Origin of the sequence: Brevibacillus sp. NSP2.1 (assembly GCF_000470975.2) — a bacterium.
In the GTDB taxonomy this organism is placed as follows: Bacteria; Bacillota; Bacilli; order Brevibacillales; family Brevibacillaceae; genus Brevibacillus; species Brevibacillus agri.
Window position 1 is genome coordinate 4,660,626 of sequence record NZ_CP048274.1, and the last position, 18,163, is coordinate 4,678,788.

Here is an 18,163-nt window from a genome sequence, read left to right on the forward strand (position 1 = left end):
AACTTTGTCTTGTGTAGTGAGACGTCAAAGTCGCCAACTCCTGGTCACCGCAAAAGCACAAACTAGGTCAAAAGGGAAATGCCGCCGTCGACAATCAAGGTTTGTCCGCGCACCATCCAGGCCTTGTCCGAAACCAAAAACATCACGGCATTCGCCAGGTCTTCCGGCTCTACAATCCGCCCTGCCGGCGTGCGTTGCGCGGAGCTGCCGAGCAGTTCTTCGCGATTCGGGAAGTGCTTGAGCGCATCGGTGTCCACAGCGCCGCCGGAAACTGCATTGACAACGATATTGTGCGGTGCCAGCTCGACAGCCAGGTAGCGCGTGATCGCTTCTACAGCCGCTTTGGATACGCCAACCGCCGTATAGTTGTCCAGCACGCGGATGGAGCCAAGGCTGGAGAGGCTGACGATCTTCCCGCCATTGCCGCCTTTAATCATTAGTTTTGCCGCTTCTTGCGCACAGAACAACAGCGCTTTGCTGTTAATTTCCATCGTCCAGTCCCAATGGCTCTCTTCCAGTTCCATCAACGGGCGCAAAACGCCGGAAGCCGCGTTGTTGATCAACACGTCCAGACGACCAAATTCCTGGTCGATCTCCGCGAACAGTTCCTTGATTTTCGCTACGTCACCTACGTTTGCTTTGACCAGGTGCACGCGCGCTCCTTTTGCTTCCAGCTCAGCAGCCGCTTCGCGCGCTGCGGAACGGTTGCGCAAATAGTTCAAGACCAGATCGTAGCCCTGTTCGGCCAACTGCAGCGCAATCGCCTTACCGATGCCGCGCGTCCCGCCAGTCACCAATGCCACTTTTTTTGTCGTATTCATAAAAGCAATGCCCCCTACTCACCAACTATTAACAGCAGGTACTAATAAGTCAAAATCACTTTTTCATTATACAACTCCACTCCTGCTTTTGCTACCGCGAGCAAAAATCTCCTCTGACTAAAGCCATGCCGCAAACAGCCATACTAAACACGCCAAAAGCCAGCCGAGCGGCTACAGACAAAGGAGGAACGAAGCGATGTACATAGGACGCGACTTGTCCGAGTTGACCATGGTCCCGCTGGCACAGTGGGAACTCAACGAGCTGTTGCACTACCACGATTCGTTTTCGCAGCTCGCCCCTTATTTGAGTGCAGAGGGCGCTTCGCTGCATGTAAAAGTGATTCGCGAGCTGGAATCACGCGGTCCGGTCGGCGGCGACAGCGGAGGCTGGGATCATGCTTCCAAGCCGATTTACGACTGATCGCACTTCGCAAAAAAAACCGGCTGCCAAACAGACGAGGCTGTCTGCTGCACCGGGTTTTTGCTTTTAAATCTTGAATTTGCCGATCTGCTCCTGGAGATCTTCTGCCAATCGCTCCAGTGACATTGCGGAGGACGCGATCTCTTCCATGGAAGCGAGCTGCTCCTCTGCTGCTGCGGATACGCTCTGCGTGCCGTCCGAAGCTTTCAAGGTCACATCGGAAATATGGTTGATTAGCTCGACGACCAACTGGGTCTGCTCGGAAATATCTTGCGAAGCCTGGGAGACTCGGCCAATTTTCAGCGCCACATCATCGACCGCAGACTGGATTTGCTCAAACGAACGCCCAGCCTCGTACACTTTGTCAATCCCTTCCGTCACTTCCCGCTTGCTCTTTTCCATGACGTCAACGGCATTGTCTGTCTCCTGCTGGATCGCCGCAATCAAATGGCTGATCTGCTCGGCCGACGCCGATGACTGCTCGGCCAGCTTTCGCACCTCGTCTGCTACTACCGCAAATCCGCGGCCGGACTCGCCCGCCCGCGCCGCTTCGATGGCTGCGTTCAACGCGAGCAAATTGGTCTGGCTAGCAATGGCGGTAATGACATCGACAATTTTGCCGATTTCTTGCGAGCGCACTCCGAGATTGTCCACGACTTTTGCCAGACTCAGGATTGATTCGCTGGAGGCGGTCATTTGCTGCACTGCCGATTGGACGGAGCGGTTTCCTTCCGCCGCAACGGTTGCAGTCTGCTTTGCCGTGTCGGACACTTCCGCCGTGTAGTTGGCGATTTGGCTGATCCGCTGCGACATTTGCTCGACGGCTGCGGTACTCTTTTGCGTATGCGATACTTGCTGCTCTGTGCCTGTCGCCATGTCCTGCATCGTCGTCGCGATCTGCTCGGTCGCCTTGCTCGTCTGGTCTGCGCTTGCCGAGAGTTCCTCTGCGGATGCCGCCAGTTGCTGGACAGAATCGTTTACGGAGTAAAGCAAGGAACGGAGCGATTCAGCCATATGGTTGAATGTTTTCGCCAGCACGCCCAACTCGTCGTCGCTTTTGACTTCCACCTGCTGGGTCACGTCGCCCTGGCTCATTTTTTCCGCCGCATCTGTCAACTGTTGCAGCGGACGCAGCAACGAGCGCAAAATGCTGTACACGATTCCCGCTCCAATGACGATCGTAATCGCGACGACCAGCAATGTTCTGTAAAAGATCGGGCTGGCCGCAACCTCTGCTTCGGTGCGGTACATGACGCCCATCAGTTTCCAGCCTGTTTGCTCGTTGGTGACAAAAGTCGCCTTCGCGTCATTTCCTTCATCCGTAAAGCCAAACTTCCCTTCGGTTTGGGCGTAAAGGTCTTCCACCCACGGCTGTGTCGCGTCAGCGCCTGGCGTTCCGGTCGGATGGATGAGCAGCTTGCGGTTTGCATCGAAAATAGACATGTATCCTTTGCTGCCGATTTTCGCTTGTTTCACGGTTTCGTTGAGCGCGGTCAACTGAATGTCGATTCCAAGCACGCCCGAACGGTCAGACAAAGCTTTGGCCAAACCTACAACTACATTCCCTGTAATTGCATCAATGTACGGGTCCGTAATGATCGTCTTGTCAGGCTCGGCCATTGCCGCCTGGTACCAGGGGCGTTTGCGCGGATCGTAATCGGCAGACAGCTTGGCGTCTGTCGCCGTCAGCATCTTGCCATTTTCCTCGCCGATGTAGACCTCGCCAATGTCCGGATGCAGTTTGTGGAAGGTTTGCAGCTTTTTACGGGCAGAGCTTCTCATCTGCTCCGTCAGTTCTTCTTTCCCGATCTCGGAAGCGATCAGCTCCAAATCGCGGGATTGCGCCTCCAGTGTACGGTCCAACAGCTCGTCCACCAAGCGAACGTTCTCGGCGGCCGTCATCAACAGTTGTTCCTCCAGCCGATCCTTGGCACTCTGATAAGAGAGCAAACCAAGAGTGAGCACGGGAACAATCAAGATGAGGGAGAACGAAGCAATCAGCTTGGCTCGAACGGTCAATCTTGGCATTTTCATCCGACTTCATCACCTTTTCGCATAGTCTCGTTGTCTGATATACTTACCCGCTATATCAAGCTGGCTAAACCAATAATCGCACATCCTTTTACTTTTTATTATATTTTATTATTTTCAGAATTAACTTTCTTCAGAATTTAGGTAAAAAGTGCTTTACAACAAGAAAAAAATGCCATATTCTAAGGTTACGTTTTACGACACTACTACTCGAAGGAAGGAGGCTGCAACATGATGACTGTACTCGCTTTTGCACCTGCATTCACTGATCGTCTAATCGTTGCCAAAACTGCATATAACAGCGCCTCCTGGACCGACGAATTGTAGATGGATTCGTATCTTCAGCATTCTCATTCGTCAATTACCAGACCATGGGCGTTGTAGCTTGTGGTCTTTCGTTTGCTTTGTGACGCCAAGAGACCGCAGGCATTAGCCCGTGGTCTTTTTCTTGGCGACAACCATCCATTTTCTTCCATATTGAGAGGAGGTGATTTGACATGGTACTGAACTTCTTGCTGTTCACTGTCAAGATCGAGCGCAAACAAGTGAAACCCGAAGAGCGCATGGCCGCTTACGCCCGCGCCCGCTATCTGGAGGAACGCGCCGAGGCGCACGCTTTTGAAGCCGCACAATTTGTTAGCCGCATCTAATTTTTGGTTTTGCATTTTACATTGGGAGGGATTTTGTATGAAAAACAGACAAAGACGTCAGATGATGAGATTTACAGGAGTCAAAGCGATAGACGGCGGCTGACTGCACTACACACCAGGGATGGGAGGTGGACCTTCATGTACATTCCAATGATTTTCTTCACCATTATTATTGAGAAGCGGAAATTGACCCCTGAGCAGCGCGAAACACGGTATTTGCAGCAAAAAGCGATCGCTGAGTGGGAAGAGCGGAAGCATCAGATTGCGATGCAGTTTCCGGAATTTCTCTACCGATAAGACAAACAAGCACATTCAGGAAGATCATGCCCGTTACGGCGTGATCTTCTTTTTTTGCCGATTGGCGACACAGGCGTGACGGACAGACCGCGCAGCAGCCACAACTGCAACAACGAAAAAAGCTGCCGAGAGAACCCTCGACAGCTTTTTGCCAGTGAGCAGCTTATTTGCTTTTTTGCCCGAGCAGCTCGCGGATTTTGTGGTGGGCCATCGGGAACGTGTACGCATCCAGCTCGCTCCAGGCGGCAAAACGCGCATGGCCCGGCAACTCGCCCCCCTCGATCCAGTCACAGGACCAGACCTGCATGTTCCACTGCAAATGGGAAAAAACGTGCTGCACCGCGCCGAGCGGCTCCAGAACCTCGATGTCGATTCCGAATCGTTCGCTGATTCCACGCGCGAGCGCCTCTCTTTTGGCGGCATCCTTTTGCTGCTCCGTCTCCACCATGGGAAACTCCCACATGCCTGCCAACAGCCCTTGATCGGGGCGTTTGTTAATCAGCACCTTGCCGTCGCGTTCGATGATCGCCACTTGCAGATCGACAGGGCGTGGCGGTTTCGCTTTGCCCTTGATTGGCAACTCCTCCTGCACACCCTCCTGCCGCGCCATACAGTAATCAAACACCGGACAGGTCAGGCACTGCGGCGTGCGCGGCAGGCAGACCATCGCCCCCAGCTCCATCAGCGCCTGGTTAAAATCGCCTGCCCGGCCTTCCGGGATCACCTGGCGCACGAGATGCTCGATCTTGATGCGGGTAGCGGGCTTCGCGATGTCATCCGTCAAGTACAGCAGCCGGGAAAAAACGCGCATGACGTTCCCGTCGACAGCAGGCTCCGGCTTTTCGTAGGCAATGCTTAAAATCGCCCCCGCCGTGTACGGCCCTACGCCTTTCAAAGTGGCGATCTCCTCCGGCGTGTCCGGCACGACTCCTCCGTAGCGGGCCGTCACCTCGCGCGCTGCCGCCTGCAGATTGCGAGCGCGGGAATAGTAGCCAAGTCCTTCCCATGCTTTTAACACTTCGTCTTCTGGTGCATTTGCCAAATCGACAACCGTCGGAAATTTTTCCATGAAATTCGCATAATAAGGCTTAACGGTCTCTACTCTTGTCTGCTGCAGCATGATTTCCGACACCCACACCCGATACGGATCGCGGTTGATCCGCCACGGCAGATCCCGCTTTTGCGAGTCGTACCAGGCAAGTAAATCGTGCGAAAAGCCGAAGACGTGAAATTCCTCCGGGAGAGTGTACCGCAAGCCGGTTTCTTTTTTCCTTGCCATTTCTTCGTCGTCTGCTCCTTCTATTGTGGTAACGCGGCCGGACGAAACGCCCAAACGTGCAGCTTGTCCGCTCCGCCCGCTACACAGTCGCAAAACGCGCGGTCTGCCAAGCGGTGTGCCTTGATCTGTTCGTATTCGTGCACAGTCTCAACTTCAAAGGCTTCGACAAACAAGCCCGGCTGATCCAGTCCTTCCATACAGCGGTACTGGCGCGCGCCCAACGCCTCCATGCTCTCAGCCATGGATGCGAGCAGCCGCAGAGCCTGATCGCGTTTTTCCGATTGCAGCTTGTATTCGATAAACACGGTTAGCATGCGACATGTCCCTCCTTGATCTATTCATCATACCCTTTTTGCAAAAGCGGGAACAAGCTCACAATTTTTTTCAGCGGAGGAGGGAATTATGTCGCCTCACACGCTATAATAAACAATAACAACAGCCTGGAAGGAAAGGAGGAAGACAACGATTCCATGGATACTGCCACACACTTTGCCATGGGCTTCGGATTGGCCGGGCTCGCCTACCTCGATCCTGTCGTAGCTTCTTCTCCCTCGCTTGCGGCTGCCGTTATGATCGGCACGGTCATCGGTTCGCAAGCACCCGATCTGGATGGGTTGGTCCGCCTCCGCGGCACGGCTGCCTATATACGCAACCATCGGGGCGTTTCTCACTCTGTACCGGCCTTGTTTTTATGGACAGGAGCCATTTTTGGGCTCATTCAGGCATTGATGCCACAGACCTCCTGGCTGCATCTGCTGGGCTGGATCTTTCTGGCCGTCTGCCTGCACGTCTTCGTCGATTTGTTCAATTCCTATGGCACAAAGGGCTTGTATCCGTTTCGCGACAAATGGGTCGCCCTCAACGCCATTTTCATTTTTGACCCGTTCATTTTTGCCGCTCATCTCGTCGGCTTCATGCTCTGGGCAGCGGGCGCTCACCCTGGGCGAAGCTTTCTCTTGATTTACCTCGTGATCGCCGTGTACTACTACTGGCGCTGCCAGGTGCAAAAGCGGACGACAGAGCTTGTTCGCGCGCGCATCGGCAAGCCTGGCATGTACACGATCATCCCTACCCTTTCCTGGACGCACTGGACGTTTGTCGCCAAAACCGAGCAGCACTGGTACGTGGGCGAAGTGCACTCCGGCGACGTGGCGATTTTGGACACTTTCTCCATCAAGCCTGAAAACGAAGTGATCGCCGCTGCCAAAAAAAGCTTCAAGGTCCAGTCCTTCCTCGCCTTCACGCACCACGTTCACGTAGAAACGAAGGAACGCCCCTTCGGCTACGAGGTAAAATGGATTGACCTGCGCTACCGCTCCCGTTTTCAAGGAAAAAGCCACTACATGTTCGTCGCCGTTGTCCATCTCGACTACGAATTGAATATCCGGGACTCCTTCGTCGGCTGGATTCACCGCGGAGAGGAACAGCTCGCCAAAAAGCTCGACTCCAAGCGCCAGCTCGGGTAGCCCGCAAGACAAGACCGCCAACCGCTCTTTTGGGAAAAGGGCGGTTTTTTTGCATCTGACCTGCTCAACTTGATGAAAATTGCACCTTTTTCCCAAGTCAAAAACCGACTACGATCAGGCTACACCCAAAAAACGTTGAGCTGTCAGACGGGAGGACTTTACATGATACCGATTCGCTATTCCAAACGCACGATTACGGACCAGGAACAGATCGCACAGTTTTTGCAGCAGGCCAAGGTCGGCCATCTCGGGCTGTCCAATGAGCGCGAGCCGTATGTGTTGCCGCTCAATTTCGCCTGGTGGAACGGCTGTATTTACTTTCACGGCGCGGACTCCGGTCGCAAGGTCGAGATGATAAACGCCAACAGCCGGGTATGCTTCAGCGTCTGCGAAGAGTACGGCACGATTGCCTCGCCTGTGCCTGCCCATGTGGATACGGCGTACATGAGCGTCTTTTTGGCGGGGACGATTGAACGCGTGCAGGAGCCATCCGAAATGCGCGAGGCGATGCAGGCGCTGCTGGACAAATACGTGCCGGGCTACTTTTCCGAGCCGCTGCCTTTGCAACATGTGCTCAAATACCGCTCGTCCGTGGGCAGCGCGACCGCCATCTTCCGCATCACGCCGGAGACGCTTACAGCCAAGGGCAATCCGCTGGCCGAAGAAAAGCAATTTTATCCGGGGCGAAAAGTGGAGATGGACGTGTAGCACGGCTGAAAGCATAAGCAAAGCAAAACGACACGCCCCTTTTCGTGGGAACGTGTCGTTTTCGCTTCGGTGGTCACCTGACAAGCCAGACGCCTGCTTTAGCGGTTGTACGGAGCAGACATGCCTGTAGTAATCGCGAGCCGGTTCCAGCTATTGATCGTGTTGATCGCCATAATCAGCGCGACGTACTGGCTCTCGTCAAAATGCTTTCGCACTTGCTCGTAGATGGCATCGGAAACGCCATTTTGCGCGATCTGCGTCACCGCCTCGGTCAAGGCCAGAACCGCACGTTCCGCATCGGTATAGACAGCGGCTTCGCGCCAGGCGTTCAGCAGGTAAATGCGCTGCTCCGTCTCGCCGAGCTTGCGCGCATCCTGCGTATGCATATCCAGACAAAAGGCGCAGCCGTTGATTTGCGAAGCGCGAATTTTAATCAGCTCGACCAGCTTCTTGTCGAGCCCGCTCTCGTTCACGAATTTTTCAAGCTGCAGCATGGCTTGGTACGCCTGGGGGTTGGCTTGGTGGTAGTTGAATCTCGCTTGCATGTTCATCTTCCCTCTCCACTCGAATTTGACCTTTCAGTCTCAAAGACGAGCGACCTCCCCCGTTTGTGACCGATTGCCGCCATTTATTTTTTGCAGATGCGCCAATTTGTCCGGATTGACGATCAGGTACATCCGTTCGATCCGGTCTTCCTGCTGGTTCAGACTGATCTGTACGATTATTTTCAGCTCGCCTTGCGAAAAGACCGCGATGCCATCCTGCCCATTGATGGAGCGAATTTCCATCGCGGAATGATTCGCCCATCTCGGCCAGATGCCCAGCCAGAACGACGCCACCCGTCTGCCGGAAAAATCGGGCGCAGTGTGCACCAATAGCTTTTCACGTGCCGGATCTCGTTGAGGTCTGCCCCGGCCAGCGCCGCAAACGTTTCCTGCACGATGTCCTCTGCCTCTGCCGCAGAGCCCGTCATCCGGTAGGCGAGCGAAAACAGCAAGCCCTTGTACTCCATGTAAACTTGCTCGATGCTCGCACTCATTTATTTGGCATGACCAAATTGCCAGATCGTATGGCTCAGGCTGCCGTAGCGAAAGCTCATGTGCAGCCGCTGCGCCGCCCGCTCGTCGTCTGCTGCTCCCATCGCGTAAACGAGCGGCACAAAATGCTCGCTGCCGTAGACCGGGACCGCTTTTTCCGCATGCGGCGCAAGCTCGCGATAGCGCGCCAACTCATCGACCTTCCAGCCGGTCAGCGTCTGCTGCAGCCACTCTTCGAACTGCAAGGCCCAGTCGAAGGCGCCTTCCGACGTTTCGAGCATATTCAGGTAGGAAAAGTTGTGAATCGTGCCGCCAGAACCGACAATCAGCACGTCTTTTTGCCGCAGAGGGCTGAGCGCTTTGCCGATCGCGTACTGCTGCACAACCGTCAGATTCGGGTTGACGGACAGAGCCACGACAGGCACATCCGCTTGCGGGAATATATGGCGCAGCACGACCCAGTGGCCGTGGTCAAGCCCTCTTGTCGTGTTCAAGCCGACAGGCACGCCTGCGTCGCGCAGCAGTTGCACTGTCTCTTGCGCGATAGCTTCGTCGCCTTTTGCCGGGTACTGAATCTCGTACAGCTCTTGCGGAAAGCCGCCAAAGTCGTGAATCGTCGGAAACGTCTCCATCGTCCCCACCATCTGGTCAAAAGCTTCCCAGTGAGCGGAAAACATCACGATCGCGCGCGGGCGGCGCGGCAGTTGGCTGGACAGTTGTTGCAACGCTTGTGTATAGGAATTGTTTTCAATCGCAAGCAGTGGAGCGCCATGTGCAACGAACAAAGATGGCATCATGAGAAACACTCTCCTCTATATTTTTAAAACCAGGTTACTTTTCGTAAGTATTATAACCGATCTTTGTTCGCCTGACTATCCTCTGGAAAAAATAAAGCACGGCCCGCCCGAGGCGCTGCGCTGATGCACTAACCCCTACGGCAGCATTGCGCTTTTTTGACACGATAAAAAAGGCTTGTCGCCCATACAGATGCGACAAGCCCTTTATGATTGCTCAAAAACCAAGATTACTTCGCAGCAGCAAAGCGTTTGCTTACTTCATCCCAGTTTACTACGTTCCAGAACGCGCTGATGTAGTCAGGGCGTTTGTTTTGGTAGCGCAGGTAGTAAGCATGCTCCCAAACGTCCAGGCCGAGGATAGGTGTTTTGCCTTCCATGATCGGGCTGTCTTGGTTAGGAGTGGAGGTGATTGCCACTTTGCCGCCTTCAGCAGTCAGCCAAGCCCAGCCGGAACCGAAGCGAGTAGTTGCTGCTTTTGCAAATTCAGCCTTGAAGTTGTCGAAGCTGCCAAAAGCCGCGTTGATCGCGTCAGCCAGTTCGCCAGTTGGGGCGCCGCCGCCGTTCGGGCTGAGGATTTCCCAGAACAGAGTGTGGTTAGCATGTCCACCACCGTTGTTGCGAACAGCAGTGCGGATCGACTCAGGCAGAGCGTCCAGGTTGCTAATCAGCTCTTCCACGCTTTTTTGTTGCAGGTCAGGATGAGCTTCCAGAGCTGCGTTCAGGTTGTTCACATAAGTAGCATGGTGGCGTCCGTGGTGGATTTCCATGGTTTGTGCGTCGATATGAGGTTCCAGTGCGTCATGTGCGTAAGGCAATGCAGGAAGTTGATGTGCCATTGTAACATTCCTCCTCAAAATATGTATGGGTCAAGCTACGACCTTATTATACTGCAAGACAACTACTTTTACAACAAATCGGTATGCAAAGTATATTAATCTAGCAATTCTTTTTAAACATTTCCAACTTGCAATCAAAAAGGAGAGTGCTAGACTTGGTTTATTACATACTTAGAGAATCAGGTGATTTCAATGGAAATGGACTTACTCACGGTATTGTTTCTCGCATTCTTCGGATTTGTCGCCGCTTTCATCGACAGCACGGTCGGCGGCGGCGGTCTTATCTCCCTGCCTGCGCTGCTCGGTCTCGGCCTGCCTCCCTATCTGGCGCTCGGCACCAACAAGCTCGCAGGCACGATCTCTTCTGCGACCAGCTCCTTCACTTTTATCCGCTCGGGCAAATACGACAAGAAACTGATGTTCATTCTTTTCCCGGTTTCGCTCGTAGGCGCTTATTTCGGAGCAAAGACGGTGCTGTTCGTTCCCCAGGAGCTGTTGAAGGTGCTCGTCATCGTGATGATGGCGCTGATTTTTGTCTATACCTTGTTCAACAAACGGTTCGGGCAAGACTCCAACTACAAAGGGATGACCAAGTTTACCCTTGGCATCGGCATTCCTTTTACCTTTTTGATCGGATTTTACGACGGCTTCTTCGGACCGGGCACCGGTTCTTTTTTCGTTTTTTTGATGGTGCTGCTGTTCGGCTATGACTTCGTGATCGCGGCAGGAAACGGGCGGATTTTGAATCTGGCCAGCAACCTCTCTGCGCTGTTCGTCTTCTGTCTGGAGGGCAAGGTCATTTTCCTGACCGGGCTTGTCATGGGGATCGCCATGCTGCTCGGCGCGAGCATCGGCGCCAAGGTCGCTATCAAAACCGGGGTTCGCTACGTCCGGCCGCTGTTTTTGATCGTCTCGATCACCTTGATTACGAAAATGATCTACGAGCTGATTTTTACCCAATAAGCAAAACCGCTATCGAGGCATGTTCAAGAATGAGCGTCCGCGGGCAGTTTCCTCCCGCAAGTTTAGCCGGATTGCCGTATGGCGATCCGGCTTTGTCATGCCCAAAATAAAAAGCCTGGCCAAAGCCAAGCTCCCCTACTCTTCTTTCCCTTTTCGTTGCTTCATGCGCAATATGATGCCGTCGATGAGAAGACCAATGCCCGCTCCGTAAAAAGGTGCTGCGAATCGGGTCCCTTCCCCCATCGGCAGATCTTTTAAATACACGACCAATACACCTGCAATAAAACCGATCATCGTGTAACGCAGACGGGTCGGTCCCATAACGACACCCCCTCCGCACTACTTCCCGAATTTATTTGGCATTTTCATATTTTTCATGGTACGGCTCATTTGTTTGAGCTGCTTTTGATTGAGGTTCATCCCCATAGAACGGGCCATGGCTTGCAGTTGTTTTTCGTCCATCTGCATGTTGGACATTTGTTTTTTCAAGTAATAAGTGCCTCCGGCAAAACCGCCCACGAGGCCGAGTAACAGTGTAACGATCGGGATTACCCAGTTGTACCAAGCCATCAATACATTACCATCCTCTTTGCGTAGTTACGAACTCTTTTATTGTACCATAGATGGGCATTCTGTACATTGCAACCCGCGAAATTGGTGAGACTGCCCCAAGCCATCTCGGCCATTCCAAGCATATCCTAATGGCAAGAGGTGATGCACAAATGGCTCCTATCCTGATTGTGGACGCCGGGCACGGTGGAGTCGATCCTGGCGGCGGCAACAACGCCCAGTTTCTCGAAAAAGATATGACTCTGCAAATTTCTTTGTATCAGTTCAATCGCTTCAAGGAACTGAACATTCCGGTCGCGATGACGCGAACAAACGATACTACGCTTTCCAGCGATGCACGGACGACTCTTGTGCGAAACAGCGGCGCGCGCTACTGCATATCCAACCATATCAACGCAGGTGGCGGCCGAGGCTCCGAGGTCATCTACTCGATCTATGGCTCCGCCGCCTTTCCCCGCATAATCCAGGAGGAGCTGGAAGCGGAGGGAATGCCCAATCGCCGGATTTTCACCCGGACGCTCCCGAACAATTCCAACCGGGACTACTACTACATGCACAGGGAAACCGGCAGCGTCGAAACCGTGATTATTGAGTACGGCTTCGCCGACAACCCGCTGGACGCCGACAAGCTCGCCAGGGATTGGAAACGGCTCGCCGAAGCGGTCGTCCGCGCTTTTTGCGAATACGCCAAGCTGCCTTACCGTCCTCCGGCCACACCAACCCCCGCTCCGACTCCAGCCCCTACTCCCGCTCCCACGCCGTCGCCAACGACTACTCCCAGCCCAGGAAACGGAGGTGGAGGAACGTTGCCAGATTGGAAACAGGAAGCAATCGACTGGATGTTTGACCAGGGTCTTTTGACCAACGAAGATTGGCGCAGCCAGGCTGACAAGCCTTTGCCGCTCTGGGCGGAGGCGATCATCTTGAAGCGCCTGTATGAGCTATTGAAAAAATAAGAAATGGAGGCAGTGTCCCGTGGGCTTCGATCTCGGCTTAATCATCGCCTTTGCCCTGGCAGGCACCGCTACCTTGTCTGATGTGCTTCGCATCCCCAAAAAGCTGCGCAGTTGGGTAGCCGTTGTCTTGATTGTCGGGCTGTACATGGTCAACCAATGGCTGTACTCGCCGGGCTTTGACTGGAAAACAGCGCTGATGGAAGGCGTAACAGCGGGCTTGGCCAGTGTCGGTATTCACTCGTCCGCGAAGAATACGATCGAGCAAGTCAGCAACAGAAAAAACCAGAAAAACGATTCTCAATCCGCCGTATAGCGCGTCAGCGGCGTATCTGCCAGACCTGAATAATTTTTCTTGGCCGGCACACTCAACACCTCGTCCTCCGGAAAGCGATAGGCGGTCAGCATTCCGCCAAACACGCACCCTTGGTCGATGTTGATTGTGCCGTTTTTTCGTTTCGGCTCCGGGTGGGGATCGTGTCCCCAGACGATAATCGGGCTTGTCACTTTTCGTTCCTTTGCCCACTCCCGGCGAATCGGACGGCCATCAGGCCCGGTCCCGGCTACGTCCCCGTAACGGCAAAACGTATAGACAGCCGGCGATTCCATGCCGATGTAGTCATCCTTAATGCCTGCGTGCACGGCAACGGCTTCCAGCTTGTCATGGCGGCGAATCATCATGTGCGATGGCGAGGAGAACAAGAGGCGCCGACTCTGCTCCCGCAAAAGAGACGCTTTTTTCGGCCCGAACTCTTGCTGGTAGAGCCGCAGCTCCTCCTCCACCTTTTCATCGCCATGTGCCAGTGTAACAGGTCTTCCGTCCAGCCAGCGGGCGATTTTCCAGCCGTGATTGCTGTCGACCATCTCCGCCAGCCCGGCTGTGACGTGGAGGTGGAAAAATTGCAGCATCTTGATGGAGTACGGCCCGCGACTTGTAATGTCTCCGAGGGAAAGGAGCTTTCGGCCCTGGGGGTGACGATAGGTGCCGTCCTGGCTCCGTTCGTACCCCAGACGCTGGATCAATTCCATAAACTCGTCGTAACAGCCGTGAACATCTCCGATAATGTCCACGCCATTGTCCGCCGAAAGCACCTTGGAGCGTGTCTGAGGTTTGTGCCTCATAGCCCGTCCCCTCCTTTCCCAATCTGTTACTTACTATCTTTACCACATCCGCAAAAAAAACTCAAAAAAGCCCCTCATAACGAGAAGCATTTTCGCTTTTTTCACGCTGTTAGCCAAGATTATGCGTGTGCACGTAAATGGCCGCCTGTGTGCGGTCCTCGACATTCAGCTTGGCGAGGATATTGCTGACGTGCGTCTTTACCGTTTTGATCCCGATAATCAGCTCGTCGGCAATTTCCTGGTTGGACTTGCCCTGGCCGATCAGCTTTAAAACTTCAAGCTCGCGCGGGGTCAACTGCTCGTGCGGGTGCGATTCCTGTCCGTGCCGGAAACGGGCCATGATTTTTCCTGCCACTCGCGACTCCAGTACAGGCTCTCCTGCTGCAGCCGAGCGGATCGCCTTGGCGATTTCGGCCGCACGCGAAGTCTTGAGCAAGTAACTGAAGGCCCCCGCTTCGATGACCGGATATACTTTTTCGTCGTCGATAAAGCTGGTGAGGACGATGACTTTGCTCGCTGGACAAGCTTCACGAATGCGCCGGGTCGCTTCCACACCGCCAATGCCCTCCATGACCAGATCCATGAGCACGACATCCGGTCGCAGCTCTACCGCCATCCGCACTCCTTCTTCTCCGCTGCCCGCTTCTGCCACCACCTCGATATCATCCTCGGTTGACAAGTAAGCAGCCAGCCCCATCCGCACCATCTCATGATCGTCTACCAGTAATACGCGAATCACAGAAATTTCACCCTTCCCGTTCCGGCTGTGACATCAAGGGAATCCGCACCTCGATTTGCGTCCCCTTGCCGATCGCTGAATAAATCTCCATCGAGCCGCCTACCTCGGCCACCCGCTCCTGCATGCTGCGCAGGCCGTACGACGTCATTTTTTCTCCATCCGGATCAAAGCCGACGCCGTCATCGGTTACCCTGAGCCGCACCTGCTCCTGCAAGGTAAACAACTTGACCGCAATCTGGCTGGCTTTGGCGTGCCGCAGCGTATTGGACAACGACTCCTGCAAAATCCGGAACAGATGATCCTCAATGCCGCTCGGCAAGCCTTCGACGTCTTCAATCTCCCACGTCAGCTCCATCGTATTTTTACGTTCCAGTTCATCCAAAAGTTCCAAGATCGCTTCTTTCAGCGACTTGTTTTGCAGCGTGGCGGGGCGAAGATGCAAGAGCAATGCCCGCATCTCCGCCTGGGCGGCCGCTGCCATTTCTTCCACCAGCTCAATCTGCTGGGCGGCGCGCTGCGGATTTTTCTCCACCAGCCGCCGCATCGCTGCCGTCGTCATGGCGATCGCAAACAACTGCTGACTGACCGCATCGTGCAGTTCGCGTGCCAAGCGCTGCCGCTCCTCGGTGACGGCTGCCTGCTTGACCTGCTCTGCCAGGGCCGCATTGTGATTGGACAGACGCTGCAAGGACGCGACCTGCTCCTCCCACTGCGAGGCCAGCCGATTCAACTGCCAGCCCAGCTCGCCGACTTCATCGACGCCCAAATCCGGCACGCGGTAGGAGAGCATCCCCCGCCCGAGCTTCATGGCGGCTTCCCACAACACGCTGAGCCTTTTCTTGAGCAGGTTCCCGACGATGTAGGAGATAATCAGCGCCACCAGCACACCGACCGGAAGCGACACGACAAACGCCGCCAGTTGCACCAGCCCGTCAGGCTGCGCGGGCAAGGTCACTCCCAAGTAATCTTCCATCCACAAAACGACCTTCGGATCGCCAATCAGGCTGTTGTACCAGCGATGAACCTCCGGCATATCTTTCCACACAAAATAGAGCCAAAAGAAACAAATAAACGAAACGACCACTGCACTTCCGGCAAGCAGGACGCCGTAGCGCACATATTGCCACTGAATACTCGCTAATCGCTGTCGACGCATCCGCCAGTACCTCCTAGATGTACTTGACTTTTATATCGCCGACGAGCAGCGAGATATGCACATTCACTTTTTGAGCCGCCTCTTCGTATTGATCGGAGCGAATCATGACGCTGCGGTTGATTCCGCCCTGACGGTGGCTCAGCACTTCCAGATCGCCCAGACTCAGCTCTGCGTTGACAGAAACCGGGAGATCGACGGGAACGTATATCGTGACATCCCCCACCCAGCCTTCCACAACCAGCACCGCTTCATCCTGCATCAGCACCGCGCGGGACAGGTCTATGACCACATCCCCGATCCCGTGCCACACATGCAGGGCGCTCAGTTCAAAACGTCCCGAGGTCAGATGGTAATCCCCGATCAGGGAGCTGCGAGAATCTTTGGGCAAAATCCGTTCACGGTAGGCAGATTCTCCCTCCTGCTCAGGCAGCTTGCCGCGTGAAGGCTTCCATTTGTTCAAGCTGTCCAGCCATTGGGCAGCTTCCTGGCGAATCCCGCTCGGCTGAGCCGTTTGACTCCCGCCGCCCATGGCGGAAGCTGGCGTCTCATCCGGAGCTGAAAACGGCGGAAGGGGCGGACGATTTCCTCTTTCTTTGGTCTTGCCGCGAATCAATCGAAAGCCAAAATAAATAAACAGGACAGGCACAGCGAGTTGGAACAAATCGTCCACGCCGATGCCAAACCACATATCCAGCGCGATAATGAATCCTAAACAAAACAGAATGCCGCCGCCAATCCGCTTGTTCTGTCCCCACAGGCGAACGCCGAAGTAGACGAGCACCATGGGCCACAGGTCAAACAGACCGAACGAAATAATATGCAAACTGTCTAATAAAAGGCCGATTCCTGTCAAAATAATCAGGACGCCGGCCAACATTGTGTGCAAGCGGGACAGTTTCACAAAAGTCTCCTCTCTTACGCCCCATGCCGATCTTTTTCACTTTGTCCGTTACGACATGTATAAATGAATGCAGGTGGGATATTCAGCAAGGTGAAGTCTGTCTCTACCAAGGAAAAACGCGCCTGCAGCTCAGCCTGGAGTTGTAGCGAATATTGGAATGTAATGAACAGACCGCCTGGTTTCAATACCTTTTGCACTTCGTCCAGGATCGCTGTTCGCAACTCTTGCGGAAAATTGGCAAACGGCAGGCCGGAAATAATGACATCTGCCTTGCCAAGCTCCAGCTCCTCCAAATATTGTCCGAGTCTCGTCGCTTCTTCCCTGACAGGAAGATCAGGAAAGCGTGATTGAAGGATGGATCGAAACTGGCTGTCACGCTCCACAAGCACATAGTCGGTATCAGGATTGATTTTTTGATAAATGGTTTGGGTAAAAGCGCCCGTGCCAGGTCCCAGCTCAAGAATGACATCTGTTGAAGCCCAATTGACGTGGCTCAACATTCGCTCACATAAATACCGAGAGCTGGGGATCACGCTGCCTACACGTCCAGGCTCAGCGATGAACCTTCGCAAAAAGACCATGAAGTCTGCCAAGAATCGTACCTCCTAGGGGAAAAGCAGCCTGCTATACAGGCTGCCTGATTGACACACTCTATTCTACAACCAATCCCCCAGTTCCTGTCCAATCAAGATTGTTCCGGCTGGGCGGACGCTGGTTTTTTCTCCTTCAACGACGCCTTGATGCTGGCAAGCTCCGCATCCAGATCGTCTTTTTCCAGGTCAGACAACGCGCTCTCCCAGGCGAGGTTCGTTTGGCGCCATTGGCCGCTCATTTGTGCCTCCGCCTCCATACGCATCACTTTTTCTTCCATACGAGCGAACCCGCGGCCTGCGGACTGATTGCCAATCCCTGCTACCGCATGATTCACCTGCTTTTGCGTGCGGGCTACTTGTGCCCGTGCCATCAGCGTGAATTTTTTTGCGCGCATTTTATAGAACTCTTCCTTCAGTTCGGCCAGCTTTTCACGCATTTGCGTAGCGGCCTCGGAAGCTGCCAGATAGAGTGTTTCGTACTCGGCTGCACGAGCTTCATACTGCTTTTTGTCCGCAAGAGCGCGGCGGGCAAGCTCGTCTTCCCCTTCTGTCAACGCGAGCTTTACTTGACGGTCGCGCTTTTCGATCAAAGCGTTCGCTTCGTCCAGTTGCTGGCGGAATTTCTTTTCCAATGCTACCTGGCGGGCGACAGCCACTTCGACCTGTCCGATTTCCACTTCCATATCCCGCATGTATTGATTCAGCATAACTACCGGATCTTCCATCGAATCCAGGGCGTCATTTACCGAAGCTACTGTCAGGTCACGCAAACGTTTGAAAATACTCATTTTCAATTCCTCCTCATCATATCACATCGTGTCAT

The 18,163-nt window shown here is 54.1% G+C and carries 24 protein-coding genes and 1 pseudogene; 8 read left to right on the forward strand and 17 right to left on the reverse strand.

The window, feature by feature from the left end; translation table 11 throughout:
- Nucleotides 1-62: 62 nt before the first annotated feature.
- On the reverse strand, nucleotides 63-821 hold the full coding sequence (gene fabL, locus M655_RS22650) for an enoyl-[acyl-carrier-protein] reductase FabL (RefSeq protein ID WP_005827692.1): 759 nt from the start codon (nucleotides 819-821) through the stop codon (nucleotides 63-65).
- Nucleotides 822-1,017: 196 nt separating this feature from the next.
- Here fabL and yfhS point away from each other — a divergent pair, with 196 nt between their 5' ends.
- Nucleotides 1,018-1,242: a mother cell protein YfhS gene (yfhS, locus tag M655_RS22655; protein WP_005827690.1), complete on the forward strand. Its 225-nt coding sequence runs from the start codon at nucleotides 1,018-1,020 to the stop codon at nucleotides 1,240-1,242.
- Nucleotides 1,243-1,308: 66 nt separating this feature from the next.
- Here the strand turns inward: yfhS and M655_RS22660 are convergent, their stop codons facing one another.
- Nucleotides 1,309-3,276 carry a methyl-accepting chemotaxis protein gene (locus tag M655_RS22660; protein WP_026558252.1) on the reverse strand — a complete coding sequence of 656 codons (1,968 nt, stop codon included), beginning with the start codon at nucleotides 3,274-3,276 and terminating at the stop codon, nucleotides 1,309-1,311.
- 494 nt (nucleotides 3,277-3,770) lie between these two features.
- Here M655_RS22660 and M655_RS22665 point away from each other — a divergent pair, with 494 nt between their 5' ends.
- The gene (locus M655_RS22665; protein ID WP_005827684.1) at nucleotides 3,771-3,923 is read left to right on the forward strand and encodes a hypothetical protein; all 153 of its coding nucleotides are present in this window, start codon (nucleotides 3,771-3,773) and stop codon (nucleotides 3,921-3,923) included.
- 138 nt (nucleotides 3,924-4,061) lie between these two features.
- Nucleotides 4,062-4,220: a hypothetical protein gene (locus M655_RS22670; RefSeq protein WP_005827682.1), complete on the forward strand. Its 159-nt coding sequence runs from the start codon at nucleotides 4,062-4,064 to the stop codon at nucleotides 4,218-4,220.
- A 163-nt stretch (nucleotides 4,221-4,383) separates the two neighbouring features.
- Here M655_RS22670 and mutY read toward each other — a convergent pair whose 3' ends face one another.
- Together mutY and M655_RS22680 are read right to left on the reverse strand one after the other, a co-directional pair.
- A complete protein-coding gene (mutY, locus tag M655_RS22675; RefSeq protein ID WP_005827681.1) occupies nucleotides 4,384-5,499 on the reverse strand; it encodes an A/G-specific adenine glycosylase in 1,116 nt (371 codons plus the stop codon).
- Between the two features lie 20 nt (nucleotides 5,500-5,519).
- On the reverse strand, nucleotides 5,520-5,813 hold the full coding sequence (locus tag M655_RS22680) for an MFS transporter (RefSeq protein ID WP_005827679.1): 294 nt from the start codon (nucleotides 5,811-5,813) through the stop codon (nucleotides 5,520-5,522).
- A 156-nt stretch (nucleotides 5,814-5,969) separates the two neighbouring features.
- On the opposite strand from M655_RS22680, the gene M655_RS22685 reads away from it, so the two are divergent.
- Nucleotides 5,970-6,965 carry a metal-dependent hydrolase gene (locus M655_RS22685; RefSeq protein WP_005827677.1) on the forward strand — a complete coding sequence of 332 codons (996 nt, stop codon included), beginning with the start codon at nucleotides 5,970-5,972 and terminating at the stop codon, nucleotides 6,963-6,965.
- Between the two features lie 162 nt (nucleotides 6,966-7,127).
- On the forward strand, nucleotides 7,128-7,673 hold the full coding sequence (locus tag M655_RS22690) for a pyridoxamine 5'-phosphate oxidase family protein (RefSeq protein WP_005827675.1): 546 nt from the start codon (nucleotides 7,128-7,130) through the stop codon (nucleotides 7,671-7,673).
- Nucleotides 7,674-7,771: 98 nt separating this feature from the next.
- Here M655_RS22690 and M655_RS22695 read toward each other — a convergent pair whose 3' ends face one another.
- From M655_RS22695 to M655_RS22710, 5 genes and pseudogenes are all read right to left on the reverse strand, one after another.
- Nucleotides 7,772-8,218 carry a carboxymuconolactone decarboxylase family protein gene (locus M655_RS22695; RefSeq protein WP_026558251.1) on the reverse strand — a complete coding sequence of 149 codons (447 nt, stop codon included), beginning with the start codon at nucleotides 8,216-8,218 and terminating at the stop codon, nucleotides 7,772-7,774.
- Between the two features lie 39 nt (nucleotides 8,219-8,257).
- Nucleotides 8,258-8,548 (reverse strand): sigma-70 family RNA polymerase sigma factor family protein, encoded by a 291-nt coding sequence (locus M655_RS22700; RefSeq protein WP_005827671.1) that lies wholly within the window; start codon nucleotides 8,546-8,548, stop codon nucleotides 8,258-8,260.
- A gap of 86 nt (nucleotides 8,549-8,634) precedes the next feature.
- A pseudogene (locus M655_RS28150) lies at nucleotides 8,635-8,712 on the reverse strand (hypothetical protein); the annotation flags it as partial.
- Nucleotides 8,713-9,507, reverse strand: coding sequence for a dioxygenase family protein (locus M655_RS22705; RefSeq protein ID WP_026558250.1), 795 nt, complete (start codon nucleotides 9,505-9,507; stop codon nucleotides 8,713-8,715).
- Between the two features lie 227 nt (nucleotides 9,508-9,734).
- Entirely contained in the window at nucleotides 9,735-10,343 is a 609-nt protein-coding gene (locus M655_RS22710; protein ID WP_005827667.1) for a superoxide dismutase, read from the reverse strand.
- Nucleotides 10,344-10,535: 192 nt separating this feature from the next.
- Here M655_RS22710 and M655_RS22715 point away from each other — a divergent pair, with 192 nt between their 5' ends.
- Nucleotides 10,536-11,306 carry a TSUP family transporter gene (locus M655_RS22715; RefSeq protein ID WP_005827665.1) on the forward strand — a complete coding sequence of 257 codons (771 nt, stop codon included), beginning with the start codon at nucleotides 10,536-10,538 and terminating at the stop codon, nucleotides 11,304-11,306.
- Nucleotides 11,307-11,441: 135 nt separating this feature from the next.
- Here the strand turns inward: M655_RS22715 and M655_RS22720 are convergent, their stop codons facing one another.
- Entirely contained in the window at nucleotides 11,442-11,627 is a 186-nt protein-coding gene (locus M655_RS22720; protein WP_005827663.1) for a hypothetical protein, read from the reverse strand.
- Nucleotides 11,628-11,645: 18 nt separating this feature from the next.
- Complete coding sequence (locus M655_RS22725; protein WP_005827661.1) at nucleotides 11,646-11,876, reverse strand: YneF family protein; 231 nt, start codon at nucleotides 11,874-11,876, stop codon at nucleotides 11,646-11,648.
- A 152-nt stretch (nucleotides 11,877-12,028) separates the two neighbouring features.
- Between M655_RS22725 and M655_RS22730 the strand changes: the two genes are divergently transcribed.
- Nucleotides 12,029-12,832 carry an N-acetylmuramoyl-L-alanine amidase family protein gene (locus tag M655_RS22730; RefSeq protein WP_005827659.1) on the forward strand — a complete coding sequence of 268 codons (804 nt, stop codon included), beginning with the start codon at nucleotides 12,029-12,031 and terminating at the stop codon, nucleotides 12,830-12,832.
- A 19-nt stretch (nucleotides 12,833-12,851) separates the two neighbouring features.
- The gene (locus M655_RS22735; protein ID WP_005827657.1) at nucleotides 12,852-13,145 is read left to right on the forward strand and encodes a hypothetical protein; all 294 of its coding nucleotides are present in this window, start codon (nucleotides 12,852-12,854) and stop codon (nucleotides 13,143-13,145) included.
- On the opposite strand, the gene prpE is transcribed toward M655_RS22735, so the two are convergent.
- The 6 genes from prpE to M655_RS22765 all read right to left on the reverse strand — a co-directional run bounded on the left by prpE (nucleotide 13,130) and on the right by M655_RS22765 (nucleotide 18,128).
- Nucleotides 13,130-13,951, reverse strand: coding sequence for a bis(5'-nucleosyl)-tetraphosphatase PrpE (prpE, locus tag M655_RS22740; protein ID WP_005827655.1), 822 nt, complete (start codon nucleotides 13,949-13,951; stop codon nucleotides 13,130-13,132). The genes M655_RS22735 and prpE overlap by 16 nt on opposite strands.
- Nucleotides 13,952-14,060: 109 nt before the next feature.
- Nucleotides 14,061-14,690, reverse strand: coding sequence for a response regulator (locus tag M655_RS22745; RefSeq protein ID WP_005827653.1), 630 nt, complete (start codon nucleotides 14,688-14,690; stop codon nucleotides 14,061-14,063).
- Nucleotides 14,691-14,697: 7 nt separating this feature from the next.
- Nucleotides 14,698-15,846 carry a HAMP domain-containing sensor histidine kinase gene (locus M655_RS22750; protein ID WP_005827651.1) on the reverse strand — a complete coding sequence of 383 codons (1,149 nt, stop codon included), beginning with the start codon at nucleotides 15,844-15,846 and terminating at the stop codon, nucleotides 14,698-14,700.
- Nucleotides 15,847-15,859: 13 nt separating this feature from the next.
- Nucleotides 15,860-16,747, reverse strand: coding sequence for a cell wall-active antibiotics response protein LiaF (liaF, locus tag M655_RS22755; RefSeq protein ID WP_005827649.1), 888 nt, complete (start codon nucleotides 16,745-16,747; stop codon nucleotides 15,860-15,862).
- A gap of 14 nt (nucleotides 16,748-16,761) precedes the next feature.
- Complete coding sequence (locus M655_RS22760) at nucleotides 16,762-17,340, reverse strand: class I SAM-dependent methyltransferase (RefSeq protein WP_005827648.1); 579 nt, start codon at nucleotides 17,338-17,340, stop codon at nucleotides 16,762-16,764.
- Nucleotides 17,341-17,432: 92 nt separating this feature from the next.
- Entirely contained in the window at nucleotides 17,433-18,128 is a 696-nt protein-coding gene (locus M655_RS22765; protein ID WP_005827645.1) for a PspA/IM30 family protein, read from the reverse strand.
- Nucleotides 18,129-18,163 lie beyond the last annotated feature (35 nt).

Coding starts and splice junctions, on each gene's coding strand:
- M655_RS22730 (WP_005827659.1), top strand. CDS start 12,029: ATGGCTCCTATCCTGATTGTGGACGCCGGGCACGGTGGAGTCGATCCT.
- M655_RS22725 (WP_005827661.1), bottom strand. CDS start 11,876: ATGGCTTGGTACAACTGGGTAATCCCGATCGTTACACTGTTACTCGGC.
- M655_RS22705 (WP_026558250.1), bottom strand. CDS start 9,507: ATGATGCCATCTTTGTTCGTTGCACATGGCGCTCCACTGCTTGCGATT.
- fabL (WP_005827692.1), bottom strand. CDS start 821: ATGAATACGACAAAAAAAGTGGCATTGGTGACTGGCGGGACGCGCGGC.
- M655_RS22715 (WP_005827665.1), top strand. CDS start 10,536: ATGGAAATGGACTTACTCACGGTATTGTTTCTCGCATTCTTCGGATTT.
- M655_RS22720 (WP_005827663.1), bottom strand. CDS start 11,627: ATGGGACCGACCCGTCTGCGTTACACGATGATCGGTTTTATTGCAGGT.
- M655_RS22670 (WP_005827682.1), top strand. CDS start 4,062: ATGTACATTCCAATGATTTTCTTCACCATTATTATTGAGAAGCGGAAA.
- yfhS (WP_005827690.1), top strand. CDS start 1,018: ATGTACATAGGACGCGACTTGTCCGAGTTGACCATGGTCCCGCTGGCA.
- M655_RS22695 (WP_026558251.1), bottom strand. CDS start 8,218: ATGCAAGCGAGATTCAACTACCACCAAGCCAACCCCCAGGCGTACCAA.
- M655_RS22660 (WP_026558252.1), bottom strand. CDS start 3,276: ATGAAAATGCCAAGATTGACCGTTCGAGCCAAGCTGATTGCTTCGTTC.
- M655_RS22665 (WP_005827684.1), top strand. CDS start 3,771: ATGGTACTGAACTTCTTGCTGTTCACTGTCAAGATCGAGCGCAAACAA.
- M655_RS22710 (WP_005827667.1), bottom strand. CDS start 10,343: ATGGCACATCAACTTCCTGCATTGCCTTACGCACATGACGCACTGGAA.
- M655_RS22750 (WP_005827651.1), bottom strand. CDS start 15,846: ATGCGTCGACAGCGATTAGCGAGTATTCAGTGGCAATATGTGCGCTAC.
- M655_RS22690 (WP_005827675.1), top strand. CDS start 7,128: ATGATACCGATTCGCTATTCCAAACGCACGATTACGGACCAGGAACAG.
- mutY (WP_005827681.1), bottom strand. CDS start 5,499: ATGGCAAGGAAAAAAGAAACCGGCTTGCGGTACACTCTCCCGGAGGAA.
- M655_RS22765 (WP_005827645.1), bottom strand. CDS start 18,128: ATGAGTATTTTCAAACGTTTGCGTGACCTGACAGTAGCTTCGGTAAAT.
- M655_RS22685 (WP_005827677.1), top strand. CDS start 5,970: ATGGATACTGCCACACACTTTGCCATGGGCTTCGGATTGGCCGGGCTC.
- M655_RS22680 (WP_005827679.1), bottom strand. CDS start 5,813: ATGCTAACCGTGTTTATCGAATACAAGCTGCAATCGGAAAAACGCGAT.
- prpE (WP_005827655.1), bottom strand. CDS start 13,951: ATGAGGCACAAACCTCAGACACGCTCCAAGGTGCTTTCGGCGGACAAT.